Source organism: Nocardiopsis sp. CNZ308, from assembly GCF_004217075.1.
The window spans coordinates 5833621-5851793 of sequence record NZ_SHKJ01000001.1; the positions used below are offsets into that span (position 1 = coordinate 5833621).

Below are 18173 nucleotides of genomic sequence, written 5' to 3' on the forward strand. Positions count from 1 at the left end.
TGAGGGGACAGCCCCCGAACGGGGCATAAGAGCAAGAAGCGGTCCGGTGGCCCTTCACGGTCACCGCACCGGGACGGATGCCGGGCTAGGGCAGGTCCCGGGCGGCCTCGGCCAGGGCCGCCAGCTCCCCGGCCCCGTCGGCGCGCCCGTCGCGCACCGCCACGCGCAGCCGCCGCTCCAGGCGCCCGCCCTCGGGCAGGGACAGCCGCGTGTCCCACGCCAGCGCGGGCCCCACCCCCGGGTAGTCCTCGGCCCGCAGGAACCACGGGTCGGTGTGCTCCCCGGGCTGGAGGAAGACCAGGGTCCACCCTCCGTCCGCACCCGCGTCTCCGCCCACGGTCGCGCCGCCGTCCCCGGCGCCACGGCCTCCGGCGCCCTCACCGCCGACCAGGGCCAGCCACTCCGCCCGCGAACCGTGCAGGGCCCCCTCTCCCTCCAGCCCGCCCGCGCCGACGACGGCGGGCGGGGCCGCGGCCACGGGCGCGCGCCAGAACAGACCCCCGTACCCGGCGCCGGGCCTGCCGTTGGTGGCAGGGCTGCCGATGCTCAGGTCGCGCCCCGAGGTGTTACGCAGCTGCGTGCGCACGTCCAGTACCCAGGTGCGCCCGTCCAGGCCCGCGGCCCGCACGGTGCGCTCCTCGCTCAGCATCTCGGCCCCGTCCGGGCCGGTCCACGACAGCGCCTCCACACGGCGGTCCTCGGCCAGCTCCAGCCAGGACACGTGCCGCTGACGGCCGTGGTTGTCCAGCAGCACCGACCCCCGGTCGCGGGTGAAGGTGCGTCCGCCCCAGAAGCTCACCCCCGACACGTCGGGCACGGCCACGCCCACCCCGAAGTGGTGCAGGTGGTCGGCGGGCCGCTCCTCGGTGACCGGCACCCCGGCGAGGGTGCGCACCGGGTGCAGGTAGGGGCGCGGCGACAGGGTCGGCTCGATGTCGGTCCCGTCCCTGAGGACGGCCAGGACGCGACCGTCCAGGGTCAACGTGTTCACGGCGTGGCCTTCGTGTCGGTCGCTCCCGCCCGGGCCGCGGGGGACCAGGCGGGGTCGAGTTCGGAGAACAGCGCCAGGTGCTCGGCGCTGCGGTGGATGAGGGCATCGATGCCGGGGACGATCCGGCGCACCCCCTCCTCGGTGCGGTACACGTGCTGCATGCCCGCGGGCAGCGCCACCGGGTCGGGCGCGGTGCGCACCGCTTCGAGCACGTGCATGAACGCCCGGGTGGCCTGGGGCGGCACCAGCAGCGGCTCTCCCCCGCGCACGTGCTCGACCAGGTTGGACAACAGGTGGGTGCGCGGGTGCGTGGTGGTGGCCGGGGGCCGGCCCGGCCGGTGCACGGTGACGCGGTCCAGCGTGTACTCGAACTCGATGCGCCCCAGGTCGCCGTGGACCACCAGGCGCGGCGGCAGGTGCTCGGGCGCGCACAGGGTCACCGCCAGGGTGATGGGCAGCCCGTCCGCGGTGCGCACGCGCACGCACGAGGTGTCGTCGGCCTCGATGGGGTGGGCGTGGAACATCTCCAGCTCCACCTCCCGCGGCGCCTCGGTCGCGGCTCCGGCCACGGCCAGCGCGGTGGCCAGGGCGTGGGCGAAGGGGTTGGTCAGCGCCCCGTCCACGACGTCGCGCCCCTGGAGGCGGCGGCGCCCCGCCCAGGGGGCGCGGTCGTAGTAGGCCGAGGTGCGCACCCACGTGCCCGCACCGCCGATGCCGCGCACGCGCCCCACCGCGCCCTCGCGCACCAGGGTGCGCACGGCCTCCACCGCGGCCGACCCCAGGCTCTGGAAGCCCACCTGACAGGCCAGCCCGGAGGCGTCCACGGCCGCGGTGAGCTCCTCGAACTCGGCCAGGGTCGCGGTGGTGGGCTTCTCCAGCAGCAGGTGGGAGCCGTGTTCCAGCGCGGTGCGGGCCAGGGGCAGGTGGGTGTGGATGGGCGTGGCCAGGACGGTGATCCGCGCGCCGGTGCTCTCGATCGCCTCACCCAGGTCGGCGTGGCAGGGCAGCGCGCCGTGCCCCTCCAGGTCGTCGTCCTCGGCGACGGGGCGCTGGTCGCACACGCCCACGAGCCGGACCAGGCCGCTCAGCGCCAGCTCGCGCAGGGAGCGCAGGTGGGCGCGGCCGTGGCCGTGGACCCCGGCCAGCAGCACGGGCACGGGTTCGCCCATCAGCTGCCCCCGAGCAGGTCGGCGACGCGGACCGGCGCCCCCGAGGCGATGGAGGCGTTGGCCGCCAGCCCGGTGAGCAGGGCGTTGCCGCCGTCGGAGTGGTCGGGGCGGATGCCGTCGTCCTCGCCGCCGAACAGCGAGTCGAGCATGAGCTGGTCGCCGCCGCCGTGGGTGCCCTCGCCCACCGCCACGGGGATCTCCTCGGGGGGCTGCCAGTGGCGGCGCAGCCACAGCCGGGCGCTGGTGTGCTCCTTGGGGGCGGGCATGCCGCGCACGGGCGTGGTCTCGTCCTGCTCGGGCGAGGTGTACTCGAACTCGGTCATGTCCAGCTCCAGGCGACCCCGGCTGCCGGTGATCGCGATCCGGTAGCCCTCCCAGGGCGCGTAGGCGACCAGGTGGTAGGTCAGGCGCGCACCGGTGTCGTAGCCGACCAGCACGGACATGTCGTCCTCGATGGTGATGCCGGGTCCGAAGACGTTGAGGTCGCGCCGGTAGCCGTCCTCGTGCTCGGCGTCCAGGTAGAGGGCCCTGAGGTCGGCGCTGTCGTCCATGTGCAGGGCGAAGGGGTCGCTCTGGGCGGCGTCCTCGCCGTGGCCGCGCTCGTAGTCGGCGGCCAGGCCGTGGCGGCGGCCGTTGTCGTCGCCGTAGAAGAACAGCCTCCCCGACGCGAACACGTCGGTGGGGCGGGCGCCGATCCACCAGTTGACCAGGTCGAAGTGGTGGCTGGCCTTGTGCACGAGCAGGCCGCCGGACTGGGTCTTGTCGCGGTGCCAGCGGCGGAAGTAGTCGGCGCCGTGGCGCAGGTCCAGCAGCCACTCGAAGTGCACCGACCCGACCTCGCCGATCACCCCGGAGGCGATGAGGTCGCGCAGCTGGCGGTGGACGGGGTTGTAGCGGTAGTTGAAGCCGACGGTCACCCGCCCCCCGGTGCGCGCCTGGGCCTCGTTGATACGCCGCAGCCCCACCAGGTCGGCGGTCATGGGCTTCTCGGTGATGGCGTCGAGCCCGGCGTCCAGGGCCGCGACGATGTAGTCGGCGTGGGTGCGGTCGACGGTGCAGACGATGACCTCGTCGACCCTCTCCTCCTTGAGCATGCGGACGAAGTCGTCGGGGGAGTAGGTCGGCACGGCGTCGAGCCCGGCGTCGGTGACGATGCGGTTGTGCACGGCCATGCGGGTGCTGTTGGTGTCGCAGAGGGCGACCAGACGTCCCCGGTCCCGGTGGGTTCCGGTCAGGGCCCGGGTGTACATCCGGGCGCGGGATCCGGTGCCGACGATCGCGTACCTGCGTGGGGTGGTGTGGTTCACACAGGGCATGGTAAACGCTTTCCCATCCAGTCGACAAGGGTGTCGACCAAGACGTGTCCGAGCGTCCGCACTCCCGTGACGCACGACGGAGAGTGGCGCATCCACTTCGAAGGGTGGGATTTTCCGGGCGAACGAGCGCGGAGGAGGAAAGCGCACGGCAAAATCCGCGCCCCCGGAGCCGCCGGAAGCGTAACGATATGGGGCTTGGATCACAGTTTTCGGGAAACCTGCCGTTGACACCCATGTAACCCGGTGCTAGAAACTGAACATCTTAGTACGTGGATAGCGCTTACCAGAACATGTTTTGGCAGTTCATCACGTGTTCTCGCCCACAGCGTACGCGTCTCCGAACGAGATTGGCAGTTTCCATGAATCCAGGACCGCACGCGCCCGCCAGCGCTCCGGCGGTGGCCCCACAGGAGGGTGGATCCCCGTGAGCGCCCTCCTGCAACGGCGGCCCGCCAAGGCCCCCGACGCCCCGGCCGGCGCCAAGCCGCGCCGCAAGGTCGGCAAGAGCCCGGCCCCTGGCAAGCGGCGGAACGAGAACCTCGCCGCCTACGGCTTCCTGGCCCCGTGGTTCGTCGGCCTGGTGCTCATCACCGCGGGCCCCCTCCTGGCCTCCCTGTACTTCTCCTTCACCGACTACAACCTCATCGGCGACTACGAGTGGGTCGGCCTGGAGAACTACCAGCGGATGTTCGACGACGAGCGCCTGCACAGCGCGCTCAGGGTCACGTTCGTCTACGTCTTCGTGTCGGTGCCGCTCCAGCTCGCCCTGGCCCTGGCCCTGGCGATGATCCTGGACCGCGGCGTACGGGGGCTTCCCCTGTACCGGTCGGTGTACTACCTGCCCTCCCTGCTCGGCGGCAGCGTGGCCATCGCCATCCTGTGGCGCCAGGTCTTCGGCGCGGAGGGCCTGATCAACCAGGTGCTCGCCTTCTTCGGCATCCAGGGCGAGGGCTGGGTCTCCCACCCCGACTACGCGCTGGGCACCCTGATCGTGCTCAACGTGTGGACCTTCGGCGCACCCATGGTGATCTTCCTGGCGGGTCTGCGCCAGATCCCCGCCATGTACTACGAGGCCGCCGCGGTGGACGGGGCGGGCCCCTTCCGCCGCTTCTGGAACATCACCGTGCCGATGCTCACCCCGATCATCTTCTTCAACATGGTGCTGCAGTTCATCAACGCCTTCCAGACCTTCACCCAGGCGTTCGTGGTCAGCGGCGGCACCGGCGGCCCCTCGGACTCCACGCTCTTCTACACGCTCTACCTCTACCTGCGCGGTTTCGGCTCCTTCGACATGGGCTACGCCTCGGCGATGGCCTGGCTGCTGCTGCTGATCATCGGCGGGTTCACCGCGGTGAACTTCATCGCCTCCAAGTACTGGGTCTTCTATGGCGACTAAGACGACGGCTCCCGTGACCTCGCAGAAGCGCACGCGGGCCGAACACACACGACGGCTGATCACGCACATCGGGCTCATCGCCTTCGGGCTGGTCATGCTCTACCCGCTGCTGTGGATGCTCTCCAGCTCGTTCAAGCCCACCGAGGAGATCTTCCGCGCCCCGGGCCTGATCCCCGAGACCTTCACTCCGGGCAACTACATCGAGGGGTGGAACGCCCTCCAGTTCCCCTTCCACCACTACCTGCTCAACTCGGCGATCGTGGTGGCCGGGGCGATCGTGGGCAACCTCATCGGCTGCTCGATGGCGGCCTACGCCTTCGCCCGGCTGGAGTTCCGCGGCAAGCGGCTGTTCTTCGCCGTCATGATGGCCACGATCATGCTGCCGATCCACGTCGTGATCGTGCCGCAGTACATCCTCTTCGCCGAGCTGGACTGGATCAACACCTTCCTGCCGCTGATCGTGCCCAAGCTGCTGGCCACGGACGGGTTCTTCATCTTCCTCATGGTGCAGTTCATCCGCGGACTGCCCCGCGACCTGGACGAGGCGGCGCGCATCGACGGCTGCGGCCACGTGCGCATCTTCTTCCAGATCATCATGCCGCTGTCCCTGCCGGCCCTGGCCACCAGCGCGATCTTCACCTTCATCTGGACCTGGAACGACTTCTTCAGCCAGCTGATCTTCCTCACCGACCCGTCGATGTACACCGTTCCCGTCGCCCTGCGCACCTTCGTCGACTCGACCTCGCAGACCTCCTGGGGTCCGTTGTTCGCCATGTCGATCGTCGCCCTGGGCCCCGTCTTCGGTTTCTTCCTCGCGGGTCAGCGATACCTCGTCAAGGGCATCGCCACCACCGGAATCAAGTAGCAAGGGAACCGAACACATGCACGCACACCCTGGCAACGGGCGCCCCCAGGCCCGTCGCCGCAGCCCTTTCCTCTCCGTGGCCGCGGGAGTGGGCGCCATCGTCATGGCGGCCACCGCCTGTGGCGGCTCCGAGCCCGACGACGGCACGGTCGAGCTGCGCTTCTCCTGGTGGGGCGCTGACGACCGCCACTCCACGACCCAGCAGGTCATCGACCTGTTCGAGGCCGAGAACCCGGGCATCACCATCGTCCCCGAGTACACCGACTGGGCCGGGTACTGGGACCGCCTGGCCACCAGCACCGCGGCCAACGACGCCCCCGACATCATCACGCAGGAGGAGCGCTACCTGCGCGAGTACGGCGACCGCGGCGCCCTGCTCGACCTCAACGAGGTCGATCTGGACCTGTCGGGGATCGACCCCCTGGTCGCCGAGAGCGGCGACCTGGACGGGCAGACCTTCGGTGTGGCCACCGGCGTGAACGCCTACGCGATCCTGGCCGACCCCCAGGCCTTCGAGGACGCGGGCGTGGAGATGCCCGACGACGAGACGTGGACCTGGGACGACTACATCGAGATCTCGGCCCAGATCAGCGAGGCCACCGACGGCGAGGTCGTGGGCACGCAGAGCATGTCCTACAACGAGACGGGCTTCCAGATCTTCGCCCGCCAGCGCGGGGAGAACCTCTACGCCGAGGACGGCTCCCTCGGCTTCTCCCAGGAGACGCTGGAGGAGTGGTTCTCCGTCACCGAGCAGCTGGTGGAGAACGGCGGCCAGCCCGGCGCTGCCGAGAGCGTGGAGATCGAGGCGGGCGGCCCCGACCAGTCGGTGCTCTCCACCAACAAGGGCGCGATGGCCCACTTCTGGACCAACCAGCTGGGCGGCATCTCGGCCTCCTCCGGCCGCGACATCGAACTGCTGCGCTACCCGGGTGAGAGCACCGAGGACCGTACCGGAATGTTCTTCAAGCCGGCCATGTTCTACTCCATCTCCGCGGGCACCGAGCACCCGGAGGAGGCGGCGCTGTTCGTGGACTTCCTGCTCAACAGCGAGGAGGCGGCCGAGCTGATCCTGGCCGACCGCGGTCTGCCCGCCAACGTGGACGTGCGGTCCCACATCATCGACTCGCTGCCCGAGGCCGACGCGCGCAGCGCGGTGTTCCTGTCCGAGATCGAGGGCACGATCGTGGACGGCAACCCGCCGCCGCCGATCGGCGCGGGGCAGGTCGTGGACATCACCAAGCGCGTCACCGAGGACCTGACCTTCGGCAACCTGACCCCGGCCGAGGCCGCGGAGCAGTTCATGTCGGAGGTCGAGGCGGCCACCGGCGAGGCCTGATCCGGGCCGCGTAACCGGCACCACCGCACGGGCGGGCCCGGCGGGAGGAGACCCTCCCGCCGGGCCCGCCCGCGTGTGCGGCCCGCCCGGTGGGGCGTTCCGGTGGCGTCCGTGCGCGGTCGCCCGCTCCTCAGGGTGAGGCGGTGACCGTCGGTTGCTCGGGGTCGGACTCCGGCGGCGCGGGGGCCGGGGGCACGGCGGTCTGGGCGACGAGGGCGCCCGCGACGATGACGGCGGCGCCGACGGCCTGCACGGGGGTGAGCGCCTCGCCCAGCAGCATCCAGGCCAGCACGATCGCGGTGACCACCTCCAGGTAGGCGACCGCTCCGGCGACCTGCGGGGACAGGCGCCGGACCGCCGAGATGCCGAGGAAGTAGGCGAGCGCGGTGCACACCAGGCCCAGCCACAGGGCGGCCGCCCAGCCGGGGAAGGAGAACCCGCCGAGCGCGACCGTGTCGGCGAGCATGTGCCAGGGCAGCGTCCAGGGCCGGGCCAGGACGCCCAGCAGTACCGCGGCGACCAGGGAGCCGAAGGCCACCACGGCCAGCGGGTGGGTGTCCTCGCCCATGCTGTCCGAGAGCAGGAAGAAGACGGCCTGCGCCGCGGCGGCGCCCAGCGCCAGCCCCACGCCGACCGCGTCCAGGCGCACGCCCGCCCACACCTCCAGCAGCAGACCGAGCCCGGCCACGGCCAGGACCACACCGACCACGGCGGCGGGGGAGACCCGGGTCCGGCGCACCACGCGCAGCCACAGCAGGACCAGGACCGGGCCGAGGAACTCGATGAGCAGGGCGATGCCCACGGGGATGCGCGCGATGGAGGCGAAGTACAGGGCCTGGACCCCGGCCATCGGGAAGACGCCGTAGGCCAGGACCAGCAGCGGGCGGCGGCGGGCGGTGCGCCAGTGGGCCAGGGCCACGGGCAACAGCAGCAGCGCCGCACCGGCCACGCGCAGCCAGGTGACGTGGAGGGAGTCCATCCCCGCGTCCAGCAGGGGGCGGGCGAAGACGCCCGATCCGCCGAAGGCGAGTGCCGAGGCGAGCGCGAAGGCCAGCCCCGAGCTCCGGTGGCGCGCGGGTGGGACGGACACGGCGGTGCTCCCGGGGGATGGTGGGGACATGGGACCGTTGACGAGCATACGGCCGGGGCCTGACGGAGGCTTCGGGCGGCGGGGTACCCCTGGTGGCGAACGCCGTGCGGGGGCGCGACCGGCAGCGGACACGGGAGGCGCTTCGGCCCGGGCTCCTTCGACTGTCGGCCGGCGCCGGGAGCGAACACGCGATCGCGCCTCCCGGCGCGGGCACGCACCGCGTGGGGATCGCGGCCCGCGCCGACCGCGTCCTCAGCTCCCGGTGCGCGGCCACGAACCGGGCGGGGACCGCGTTCCCTTGCGGGGCGGGGTAGCTGCGGGGCGTGCCGCCTCAGCCCTGGGCGGGGGTGAGGTCGATCTGGGCCCAGGCGACGTCGTGCCAGGCGTCGAACTTGCGGCCCACCCGGCGCATGACGCCCACGTCCTCGAAGCCCAGGGAGCGGTGCAGGCCCAGGCTGGCCTCGTTGGGCAGGGTCATGCACGCGACGGCGGTGCGCATGCCGCGTTCCGCCAGGCGGGGCAGCAGTTCCCGGTACAGGGCGCGGCCCGCGCCGGTGCGCCTGCGGCCCATGGCCAGGTAGACGCTGACCTCGCACGACCACCGGTAGGCGTCGCGGGCGCGGAAGGGCCCGCCGTAGGCGTAGCCGACGACCCCGTCGGCGTCCTCCAGCACGATCCAGGCGTGCCGCCGCTGGGCCGCGGCGATCCGCTCGGCCATCCGCTCGGCGGTGGGCGGCTCGTACTCGAAGGTGATCGCCGTGTCGGTGACATAGGGGGAGTAGATCGCCGCGCACGCCGGGGCGTCCGCGGGGGTCGCGTCGCGGACGGTGAGGGTCGGCATCGAAGTCATGTCGACCATGGTATTCAGTCGTGCTCCCTATAGTGAACGTCATGAGTGACACACTGGGAACGGCCCTGGCCTCGACCCTGCGTGAGCTGCGCCGGGCCCGCGGGCTGAGCGGAGGGGCGCTGGCCGAGCTGTCCGGTGTCTCCCGGGGCATGATCAGCCGGATCGAGAACGGCGAGGCCCAGCCCACCGCCTCCCTGCTGGGGCGGCTCGCCGCCGCGCTCGGCATCACCCTGTCGGAGCTGATCGCCCGGGCCGAGCGGGGCGACCGCCGCCTGGTCCGCGCGCGCGAGCAGCCCGTGTGGACCGACCCCGGGACGGGCTACCGGCGGCGCGCGGTCTCGCCCGCGTCCGGCGGCCCGATCGAACTGGTGGAGGTGGAGCTGCCGCCGGGGGCGCGGGTGGGCTTCCCCGCGCGGGCCTACGCCCTCACCCACCACCAGATCTGGGTGCTGGAGGGCACGCTCGCCTTCCGTGAGGGCGGTGTGGAGCACGTGCTGGAGCGGGGCGACTGCCTGCACCTGGGCCCGCCCGAGCCGTGCGAGTTCCACAACCCGACCGGTGCGGACTGCCGGTACCTGGTGGTCGTCTCCCGTCGCGGAACCTGAGGCCGCGGACGGACCCGGGCGGGCCTCGGGACCGGTGTCGCTGTCCGCCGGGGGAGGCCGTGCCGCGTTCGGGGTCGTCCCGGAGGAGGCGAAAGCCCGATCGGAGCAGGGGGTCGGGGTGCCGGGGGGGCACGGGCGCCCCCCGGCACCCCGACCCCGGGGCTCAGCCGTCCGCCCCGCCCTCGGAACCCGGGATGCGTCAGGCCCCCGGCTCAGGACACCAGCGCCCCGACGAACACCGCGCGCTGGTCGGCCAGCCAGGCCTGGCGGCGGTCCCAGCGCTCCCACCCGCCCGTCCGCTCCAGGTCGCGGGCGAACAGGCCGTCGCCGTTCTCGACCCGTTCGGCCACGAAGACGCGGGCGACGGCCGTGTACTCCTCGACCGTCCCCGGCAGGGCGCGGCGGTCCTCGGGGGAGAGCCCGTAGGCGTCGGCGAGGAGGCGCAGCCGGTGCGCGAGGTCGCTCCCCTCGTGCGGGGTCCCGGCGGCCGAGACCGGGTCGAGCGCGGGCACCAGGTAGTAGGCCAGTGCCGCCACGTCCCAGACGGGGCGGCCCGGCGCGGCCAGGTCGAAGTCGATCAGGGCCGTGGCCCGGCCGCGGCGGAAGACGATGTTCTCCAGACAGGGGTCGTTGTGGCACAGGATGGGACCGCCCTCGGGGTCGGCCATCCCGGTGGAGCCGGTGTTCCAGGCGGCCGAGGCGTCCACGGGCACGCGTGCGGCGGCGTCGTGGTAGCGGCGCAGCAGTTCGGCGCACGAGCGCAGGGTGTGCTCGGTGAACGCCCAGTCGGGGAACGGCGGGAGGGCGACGTCCCCCTCCACGAAGGTCAGCTCCTCCCGGCCGTCGTCGCGCAGCCGCAGCGGCACCGGAGCGCCCCTGAATCCGCTCTCGCCCAGGGCGCGCAGATGGGCGTGGATGGCGGGCGCGGCGGGTGTCGCGGTGCGCACGACGTGGCCGCCGTACCGGAACACCGTGGTCATCATGCCGCCGGCCAGCCGCTTCCCCCTGTTGTCGGTGCCGCTGTCGGTGTCGGTCGGATGGGTCATCGCTCTCCTCGGCGTCGAGGACCTGCGGCGGCGGGTCCACTTCGAAACTAGTGCCAGCGACCGTCCGAGGGGAGGCCGCGCCGCGTCACAGGTCGTCCCGGAGCAGGAAAGAGTCCGATCACAGCGGCGGAACCGGGACCGGACACGACCCCCGGGCCAGCGACTCGGCCCCGGCCACTCCGACCAGGGAGGCCGCCACGGCCGCGCGTACCGGCACCAGCGGCTCGGCGCCGTGCTCGACGGTGTCGCGAAAGCCCCGCAGCAGGCGCACCGTGCCCTCGGCCCCGCGTTCCACGGGCTCGCCGTCCAGCACCAGCGCGGGCGGGACGCGTTCCTCCTCGTGGGCGTCGCCGTCGGGGCGGGTCCACCCCTCGTGACGCACGCGCACCGACCAGGCGCGCTCCCCCCGCGCCCGCACCGATTCGGCCAGCCCGCGGGTGCCGCGCGCCGACACCCAGCTCCAGTGGCTGTCGGGTTCGCCCTGGAGGAAGCCGTTGCGGGTGACGGCCAGGGCGCCCGTGGACAGGCGCACCACCATGGTGGTGGCCTGGCGCGGCGCGGCCTCGTCCACGGTGAACGCGCTGACCTCCACCGGGTGCGCACCGGTGATCGCCAGGATCGGCGACAGGGAGTGGGTGCAGTAGGCGGTGGGGGCGATGCGCCCGCGCCAGTGGGCGGGGTCGCCGGTCAGCCCGGCGACGCCCTCGGGGGACATGCCGTGCAGGTAGTCGGCCTCGATGAGGCTGATCCGGCCCAGCTCACCCGCCCGGACTGCCTCGCGGACGAGCAGCACGTGCGGGTGGAGGGTGTAGTTCTCGGCCAGGGAGTAGGTCGCCGACGAGCGGTCGGCCGCCGCGACCAGCGCCCTCGCCTCGGCCTCGTCGGCGCACGCGGCGGTCTCGGAGAGCACGTGGACGCCGCGGTCCAGGAAGGCCAGGGCCAGGGGCGCGTGGGCGTCGAAGTCGTTGGCCAGGACCACCCCGTCCAGGTCCTGGTCGAGCAGGTCCCGCCAGCGGTCGGTGAGGGTCGCGCCGGGCAGCCGCTCGCGGGCGGCGGCGTGCGGGGCGGGGTCGCGGTCGCAGGCCGCCACCACGTCCATGCCCAGTCTGGCGGCCCACACCGCCAGGTGCAGGCCCATCCCCAGTCCCACCACTCCCACGCGCATAGGGAAATCATCGTCCCCCGGGCGGTCGCGGGGCAAAGGGATTACGCCGCACCCGCGGTCCGGGACGGGGGCCGCCGCATCGTGTGGCCCGCCGCCACCGGACGGGGGCCACACGGTGCGGGGCCGGAGCCCTGGTCAGCCGGTCAGGGCGTCGACGGTGGGGACGACCGTGCCGAACAGGTCGGCGATGGTGGTCAGGGCGGCGGCCTGGAGGGTGGCGGCGGGCAGGATGGTGCCGTCCGGAGCGGTGAGGGCGCGGGTGGCGGTGGTCTCGGCGACGACGCTGGGGCGGTAGCCGAGGTTGAAGGCGCCCTGTGCCGTGTAGTTGACGCACATGTGCGTCATGAAACCGGCCAGCACGTCGCGGCGGGCGGAGGCTGGCCGGCTGAGCGGCACGGAGAACTGGCTCTCCGGGCCACGGGGCCGTCGTCGCCCGTGTCGACCGCGCCGGGTACCAGCAGCGTGTCCACCTGTCCGCCGACGTCGTCGAAGGACACGTCGGTGAGCAGCCGCACGCCCGCCGACGTCCGCACCTCGCCGCGTGTGGGCCCGGCGAGGCGGACCCGGTAGTCGGCACGGCCCGGGGCCTCCCGGTTGGCCAGCGCGAAGACCTCGGCCGGGCCGGTCACGTCGAGGAGGTCGACGTCGGGGAAGGCCCCGATGACGACACGGTGCGGAAGGGACACGGGTCCATCCCCACCGCCGCCGACCATGACCGCGATGACGACCGGCTGTCACATCCGGACACCGGTGCGGTCCTGCGGCCGGGCCCGGCAGCGGCTCCCGCGGCCCGGCGCCGGGGCCCGCGAGGCGGGGCCCGCCCCGGGCGGCGTCACGTACGCGCAACGCGACGGAAACACGCGCCGCGCGGCGGCCGGGGACCCCTCCCGGTGACGACTCCGTGCGAGCACGCGCTGACCTGTGGCGACACCGGTCCCCCGGAGGGGGCGGCCGACCGTGGCCACGGAGGATTTATGTTTACATCGAGGTAATACACTCCTCACACAGCCACGATCCGCAGGCGTGAGGACCTCAGGGCCTCGGATCACCACCATGTGTTGCGCCAGCGTGCGCTTGTTCGAGGTTCCCGACACAACGGCGTGTGGGGTGCCCGTTCCACCCGTGCTGAAAGGAACGTTCACCCATGCCCTTCGCCGACGAGGCAGGCCGTGACCACCACCCCGGAGTCCGATCCGCCTACGAGCACGTCGTGCGCCGCAACCCCGACGAGCCGGAGTTCCAGCAGGCGGTGCTGGAGGTCCTGGACGACCTCTCCCCGGCCCTGACCCGGCACCCCGAGTACGCCGAACAGCGCATCCTGGAGCGCCTGTGCGAGCCCGAGCGCCAGGTGGTCTTCCGGGTGCCCTGGCGCGACGACCAGGGACGGGTGCACGTCAACCGGGGCTTCCGGGTGGAGTTCAACAGCGCGCTGGGCCCCTACAAGGGCGGGCTGCGCTTCCACCCCAGCGTCAACCTCGGCGTGATCAAGTTCCTGGGCTTCGAGCAGATCTTCAAGAACGCCCTGACCGGCATGAACATCGGCGGCGGCAAGGGCGGCAGCGACTTCGACCCCAAGGGCCGCTCCGAGGCGGAGATCGAGCGGTTCTGCCAGTCGTTCATGACCGAGCTGCACCGCCACCTGGGTGAGCACACCGACGTCCCGGCCGGGGACATCGGCGTGGGCGGCCGTGAGATCGGCTACCTGTTCGGCCAGTACCGGCGCCTGGCCAACCGCTGGGAGGCCGGGGTGATCACCGGCAAGGGCCTGGAGTGGGGCGGCTCGCGGGTGCGCACCGAGGCCACCGGGTACGGCAGCGTGCTCTTCACCCAGCGGATGCTGGAGCGCTCGGGCCGCGCCCTGGACGGCCAGCGCGTGGTGGTCTCCGGGTCGGGCAACGTGGCGATCTACTCGGTGGAGAAGGCCCAGCAGCTGGGCGCGAACGTGGTGGCCGTCTCCGACTCCGGCGGCTACGTGGTGGACGACAAGGGCCTGGACCTGGACCTGCTCAAGCAGGTCAAGGAGGTCGAGCGCGCCCGGATCAGCGTCTACGCCGAGCGTCGCGGCGGGGGCGCCCACTACGTCGAGGGCGGCAGCATCTGGGACGTGCCGTGCGACGTGGCGCTGCCCTCGGCCACCCAGAACGAGCTGGACGCCGACGCGGCGCGCACGCTGGTGCGCAACGGCGTCGTGGCGGTGGCGGAGGGCGCGAACATGCCCACCACGCCCGAGGCGGTCAAGGTGCTGCGCGAGGCCGGTGTGCTGTTCGCGCCGGGCAAGGCGGCCAACGCCGGCGGTGTGGCCACCAGCGTGCTGGAGATGCGCCAGAACGCGCGGCGCACGTCGTGGTCCTTCGAGCACGCCGAGGCCGAGCTGGCCGAGACGATGGCGGGCATCCACGACCGCTGCGAGGAGGCGGCCGAGCGCTACGGGGCGCCGGGCGACTACGTGCTGGGCGCCAACGTGGCCGGGTTCGAGCGGGTGGCGGGCGCGATGCTGGCCCAGGGCCTGATCTGACGGTGGGGCGGGGCCTCCCCGGAGGCCCCGCCCCGTCCGGTCCAGGGTGTCATCGACGATGGGGAGGAAACGGGCGTGTACGTCCATGAGACCGGCGACGCACACGCTCCTCCCGTCCTGCTGCTGCACGGCGGCGGCGTCGCGGGATGGATGTGGCGTCCGGTGCTGGAGCGGCTCGGGGGCGCGGCCCGCGCGATCGTCCCCGACCTTCCCGGCCACGGACGCAGCGCGGACGAGGCGTACCGCTCACACGAGGAGACCGCCCGGGCCGTGGCGGAGGTCCTGGAGGAACGCGCACCGCGCGGCGCGCTGGTCGCGGGGTTCTCCCTGGGGGCGCAGCTCACGACACTCCTGGCCGCCACACGGCCCGACCTCGTCACCGGAGCCGTCGTCGTCAGCGCCCAGGCCAAGCCCTTACGGTTCCCGGGTGCGACCCTGGGCCTGCTCGCCGCGACCGCGCCGCTCGCGCGACAGCGGTGGTTCGCCAGGCTCCAGGCGAAGGAGCTGTTCGTCCCGGGAGAACTCCTGGACGACTACCTCCGCGACAGCGCCCGCATGAGCCGTGCGACCCTTCTCGCCAGCGTCGGCGAGAACATCCGCTTCACCCTTCCCTCCGGCTGGTCGGGTTTCGAGGGCCCGGCGCTGGTGATGGTCGGGGAACGGGAGCGCGGACTGATGCGCGATTCCGCGCGCGGCATCCGTGACGCCCTCCCGGGCTGCCAGCTGGCCTCCGTGCCGGGATGCGGTCACGGCATACCCCTCCAGCGCCCGGACCTGTTCGCCCGTGTCCTGGCCGCCAGGGTGTGAGCGGCCCGTCCGGACGCGGCTCCGGGGCCGGGGCGCGCCCCGGCCCCGGAGCCGTCAGGCGGGGATACCCGGGCGCCGGGGCCCGGAGCCGGTCACGCGTTCGTCACCACAGGTGGTGGACCTGGGGCCGGACGAGCTCGTCGTAGACCTCGGCCACCCGGGCGCGGACCTCGGGGGCGAGCGGGGCCAGCTCGGCGGCGGAGGCGTTGCCGCGCGCCTGGTCGGCGTTGCGGGCGCCGGGGATGACCACGCTGACCCCCTCCTGGTCCAGGATCCAGCGCAGCGCGAACTGGGCCATCGTCACGCCCTCGGGCACCAGCGGGCGCAGGCGCTCCACCGCCTCCAGCCCGGTCGCGTAGTCGATGCCGGAGAAGGTCTCGCCCTTGTCGAAGGCCTGGCCCTCGCGGTTGAAGTTGCGGTGGTCGTCCTCGCCGAAGGCGGTGTCGGCGGTGAACCTGCCCGACAGCAGACCGCTGGCCAGGGGCACGCGGGCGATGATGCCGACCCCCGCCTCGCGGGCGGCGGGCAGCACCCTCTCCAGCGGCTTGTGGCGAAAGGCGTTGAGGATGATCTGCACCGTGGCCACATTGGGCCGGGCGATCGCGGTCAGGGCCTCGTCCACGGTCTCCACCGACACGCCGTAGGCGCGCATGCGGCCCTCGGCGACCATGGCGTCCAGGTCGTCGAAGACGGCGTCGGTGGCGATGACCCGCGAGGGCGGGCAGTGCAGCTGGACGAGGTCGATCGTGTCCACGCCCAGGTTCTGGCGGGAGCGATCGTTCCAGGCGCGGAAGTTGTCGGGGTTGTAGTTGTCGGGGGTCTGGTCGGCGCGGCGGCCCATCTTGGTGGCCACGGTGATGCCGGGGCGCTCCTTGAGCAGCTGGCCGACGAGCCGCTCGCTGCGGCCGTCGCCGTAGACGTCGGCGGTGTCGAAGAAGGTGACACCGGCGTCGGCGGCCGCGTGCAGGGCGGCCAGGGCGTCGGCCTCGCTGACCTCGCCCCAGGAGGCTCCGATCTGCCAGGCGCCGAAACCGATGACGCCCACGTTGTTGCCGGTGCGGCCGAGTACGCGTGTTTCCATGGGTGCGATCCTAGGCCCTTGGGAGTGTTCCCATCTGGGCGGACTCCCGCGATCCCGTTCCGCCCCCCCGGCGGTGGTTGACCCTGACCCGGGGTCAACCCCGCACCATGGCGGCATGACCACCAGGAGCGGTACGACCAAGGCAGCCGGATCCCACGAGCCGCACGGCGGACGGGGCGACGGTGAAGAGCGGGACAGGCGGGGTGAGGGGACGGTGCGGCGCCTCACGGTCCACCACGACGGTGTCACCATCCCGGTGACCCGGGGCGGCCGGGGACGGCCGCTGGTCCTGTGCCCCGGGCTGCACACGACACAGGCCGACCTGCGCGAGCTGACCGGGCTGCTGCGGCGCGACCACGACGTGGTGACCTTCGACCTCAGGGGCCACGGCCTCGCGTCCGCCGCCGACCGGTACTCCTTCGAGGCCTTCCTCGGTGATCTCGGCGCCGTGCTGGCGGAGCTGGAACGGCTCGACCTGCCCGAGGCGCCCCTGCTCGTGGGCTACTCCCTGGGCGCGGACCTGGCCGTGCACCACGCCTCCGAGCACCCCGGCGGCGTCGCCGGGCTCGTGCTCGTGGACGGGGCGGTCCCGGTGCCCGAACCGTTCGTCACCGAGGCGGACCTGCCGCTCTTCCGCGCGATGTGGCAGGAACAGGCGGCACGGCACGAGGCCGAGCGGGGAACCGCGCGTCAGGTGCTGCTCACCGCCCGGGAGGTCCTGGACCTGAACGTGGAGATCGACGCGGTCCGGTCCACGATCCTCGACCGCTACGACACGATCGACCTGCCCGTCAGCATGGTCGCGTCGACCGCGATGGCCGGTGACGGCGGCGGGGGGCACGCATCGCGGTTCAACCGGAACTGGCGTGCAGGCGTCGCCCGGCTCGCCCGCGAACAGCCGCGCATCGCCGTGCACCGGCTCGACGCCGACCACCAGCTCGTCTTCACCCACGCCCCGGAGATCGCCCGTGTCATCCGGGACACGCGGGGCCCGGCCGAGCGGATCGAACCCTCGCGCACACCCCGGCCAGGAGGATCGGTGCCATGTTGACCATCGGCGAACTGGCGTCGTACGCCGGGGTGACGGTGCGCGCGGTACGGCACTACCACGCCAAGGGGTTGCTGCCCGAGCCCGAGCGCGACCGCTCCGGCTACCGCAGGTACGGCGCCGACGCCGTGGTCGAGCTGATCAGGATCAGGACCCTCGCCGGGGCCGGAGTCCCGCTGGCGCGCGTGCGGGAGCTGCTACGGGCCGACGAGGAGGAGTTCGCCTCTGCGGTCGCCGACATCGACGCGCGGCTGCGCGCGGAGATCCGGCAGCGGCAGCGGCACCGCGAGCAGGTCGCCCGGCTCAGAGCGGGGGACGGCCTGGCGCTGCCGCCGGAGGTGGTCGACCACCTCGCCCGGCTGCGGGCGCTCGGGGTCCACGAGCGCATCGTCCGGGCCGAGCGCGAGGGCTGGATCCTGCTGGCCGCGCACTCATCCGAGCGGGTCGCGGAGTGGATGACGCGCAAGCGGGAGCAGATCGCCGACCCGCGGTTCGTCGACTTCTACCTCGCCCTAGGCCGGGCGCTCGGCCGGAGCGGCGACGACCCGCAGTTGGCCGGGCTGGCCGACGAACTGGCCGACTACCTCACGCAAATGGCGGAGGAACGGGGCGAGGGCTACATGGACGACACCGACGTCGAACCAGCGCTCGCCGAGCTGATGGACCGGCTGGCCTTCGACACCGTGCCCCCGGCCCGACGGCTCATCGAGCTGCTGCGGGAGCGGGGCTGGTCCGGCTGGACCAGGCTCGAACGCGTGGACCCCGCGCCGGACGCGGCGCACCGGAGGAGATGACACGGCAGGAGGGCACCGCGGTCACGGAGCTTCGGGACCGCCGGGGCCGGAGGCCAGCGGGTTCGACGGTGCCTGGTCCAGGGCCCACCGGGTTCGGGA

Annotated in this window: 18 protein-coding genes; 8 read left to right on the forward strand and 10 right to left on the reverse strand. The window is 73.0% G+C overall.

Translation table 11 applies throughout. The features are described 5' to 3' along the window. Positions 1-85: 85 nt before the first annotated feature. The 3 genes from EV372_RS25085 to EV372_RS25095 are packed head-to-tail and all read right to left on the reverse strand — an operon-like array spanning position 86 to position 3467. Entirely contained in the window at positions 86-991 is a 906-nt protein-coding gene (locus EV372_RS25085; RefSeq protein ID WP_130398050.1) for a DUF6807 domain-containing protein, read from the reverse strand. Then, positions 988-2160 (reverse strand): Gfo/Idh/MocA family protein, encoded by a 1173-nt coding sequence (locus tag EV372_RS25090; protein ID WP_130398051.1) that lies wholly within the window; start codon positions 2158-2160, stop codon positions 988-990. Before EV372_RS25090 ends, EV372_RS25085 begins: the two co-directional genes overlap by 4 nt. After that, on the reverse strand, positions 2160-3467 hold the full coding sequence (locus EV372_RS25095) for a Gfo/Idh/MocA family protein (RefSeq protein WP_130398052.1): 1308 nt from the start codon (positions 3465-3467) through the stop codon (positions 2160-2162). The genes EV372_RS25090 and EV372_RS25095 overlap by 1 nt, the downstream gene beginning before the upstream one ends. A 433-nt stretch (positions 3468-3900) precedes the next feature. On the opposite strand from EV372_RS25095, the gene EV372_RS25100 reads away from it, so the two are divergent. From EV372_RS25100 to EV372_RS25110, 3 genes are read left to right on the forward strand one after another with little or no spacing between them, the layout of a single operon-like run. Continuing rightward, on the forward strand, positions 3901-4872 hold the full coding sequence (locus tag EV372_RS25100) for a carbohydrate ABC transporter permease (protein WP_130398053.1): 972 nt from the start codon (positions 3901-3903) through the stop codon (positions 4870-4872). Beyond that, complete coding sequence (locus EV372_RS25105; RefSeq protein ID WP_130398054.1) at positions 4862-5737, forward strand: carbohydrate ABC transporter permease; 876 nt, start codon at positions 4862-4864, stop codon at positions 5735-5737. The genes EV372_RS25100 and EV372_RS25105 overlap by 11 nt, the downstream gene beginning before the upstream one ends. Positions 5738-5753: 16 nt before the next feature. After that, the gene (locus EV372_RS25110) at positions 5754-7073 is read left to right on the forward strand and encodes an ABC transporter substrate-binding protein (protein ID WP_130398055.1); all 1320 of its coding nucleotides are present in this window, start codon (positions 5754-5756) and stop codon (positions 7071-7073) included. Between the two features lie 130 nt (positions 7074-7203). Here the strand turns inward: EV372_RS25110 and EV372_RS25115 are convergent, their stop codons facing one another. After that, positions 7204-8163 (reverse strand): EamA family transporter, encoded by a 960-nt coding sequence (locus EV372_RS25115; RefSeq protein ID WP_197044314.1) that lies wholly within the window; start codon positions 8161-8163, stop codon positions 7204-7206. A 331-nt stretch (positions 8164-8494) separates the two neighbouring features. Then, on the reverse strand, positions 8495-9022 hold the full coding sequence (locus EV372_RS25120; RefSeq protein WP_130398057.1) for a GNAT family N-acetyltransferase: 528 nt from the start codon (positions 9020-9022) through the stop codon (positions 8495-8497). A 32-nt stretch (positions 9023-9054) separates the two neighbouring features. Between EV372_RS25120 and EV372_RS25125 the strand changes: the two genes are divergently transcribed. After that, positions 9055-9618, forward strand: coding sequence for a helix-turn-helix domain-containing protein (locus tag EV372_RS25125; protein ID WP_130398058.1), 564 nt, complete (start codon positions 9055-9057; stop codon positions 9616-9618). 212 nt (positions 9619-9830) lie between these two features. On the opposite strand, the gene EV372_RS25130 is transcribed toward EV372_RS25125, so the two are convergent. From EV372_RS25130 to EV372_RS25145, 4 genes are all read right to left on the reverse strand, one after another. Then, positions 9831-10664 (reverse strand): phosphotransferase, encoded by an 834-nt coding sequence (locus tag EV372_RS25130; protein ID WP_130398059.1) that lies wholly within the window; start codon positions 10662-10664, stop codon positions 9831-9833. Positions 10665-10782: 118 nt separating this feature from the next. After that, a complete protein-coding gene (locus EV372_RS25135; RefSeq protein WP_130398060.1) occupies positions 10783-11829 on the reverse strand; it encodes a Gfo/Idh/MocA family protein in 1047 nt (348 codons plus the stop codon). Between the two features lie 135 nt (positions 11830-11964). After that, positions 11965-12165: a cysteine hydrolase family protein gene (locus tag EV372_RS25140; protein ID WP_253793449.1), complete on the reverse strand. Its 201-nt coding sequence runs from the start codon at positions 12163-12165 to the stop codon at positions 11965-11967. Between the two features lie 5 nt (positions 12166-12170). Continuing rightward, entirely contained in the window at positions 12171-12515 is a 345-nt protein-coding gene (locus tag EV372_RS25145; protein WP_253793450.1) for a DJ-1/PfpI family protein, read from the reverse strand. Positions 12516-12973: 458 nt separating this feature from the next. Between EV372_RS25145 and gdhA the strand changes: the two genes are divergently transcribed. Together gdhA and EV372_RS25155 are read left to right on the forward strand one after the other, a co-directional pair. After that, the gene (gdhA, locus tag EV372_RS25150) at positions 12974-14344 is read left to right on the forward strand and encodes an NADP-specific glutamate dehydrogenase (protein ID WP_019607294.1); all 1371 of its coding nucleotides are present in this window, start codon (positions 12974-12976) and stop codon (positions 14342-14344) included. A gap of 75 nt (positions 14345-14419) precedes the next feature. Then, on the forward strand, positions 14420-15151 hold the full coding sequence (locus EV372_RS25155) for an alpha/beta fold hydrolase (RefSeq protein WP_130398061.1): 732 nt from the start codon (positions 14420-14422) through the stop codon (positions 15149-15151). 103 nt (positions 15152-15254) lie between these two features. On the opposite strand, the gene EV372_RS25160 is transcribed toward EV372_RS25155, so the two are convergent. Beyond that, positions 15255-16232, reverse strand: a complete 978-nt coding sequence (locus tag EV372_RS25160) for an aldo/keto reductase (protein WP_130398062.1) — start codon at positions 16230-16232, stop codon at positions 15255-15257. Positions 16233-16347: 115 nt separating this feature from the next. On the opposite strand from EV372_RS25160, the gene EV372_RS25165 reads away from it, so the two are divergent. Further along, the gene (locus EV372_RS25165) at positions 16348-17283 is read left to right on the forward strand and encodes an alpha/beta fold hydrolase (protein ID WP_130398063.1); all 936 of its coding nucleotides are present in this window, start codon (positions 16348-16350) and stop codon (positions 17281-17283) included. Further along, complete coding sequence (locus EV372_RS25170; RefSeq protein ID WP_130398064.1) at positions 17277-18074, forward strand: MerR family transcriptional regulator; 798 nt, start codon at positions 17277-17279, stop codon at positions 18072-18074. Before EV372_RS25165 ends, EV372_RS25170 begins: the two co-directional genes overlap by 7 nt. Positions 18075-18173 lie beyond the last annotated feature (99 nt).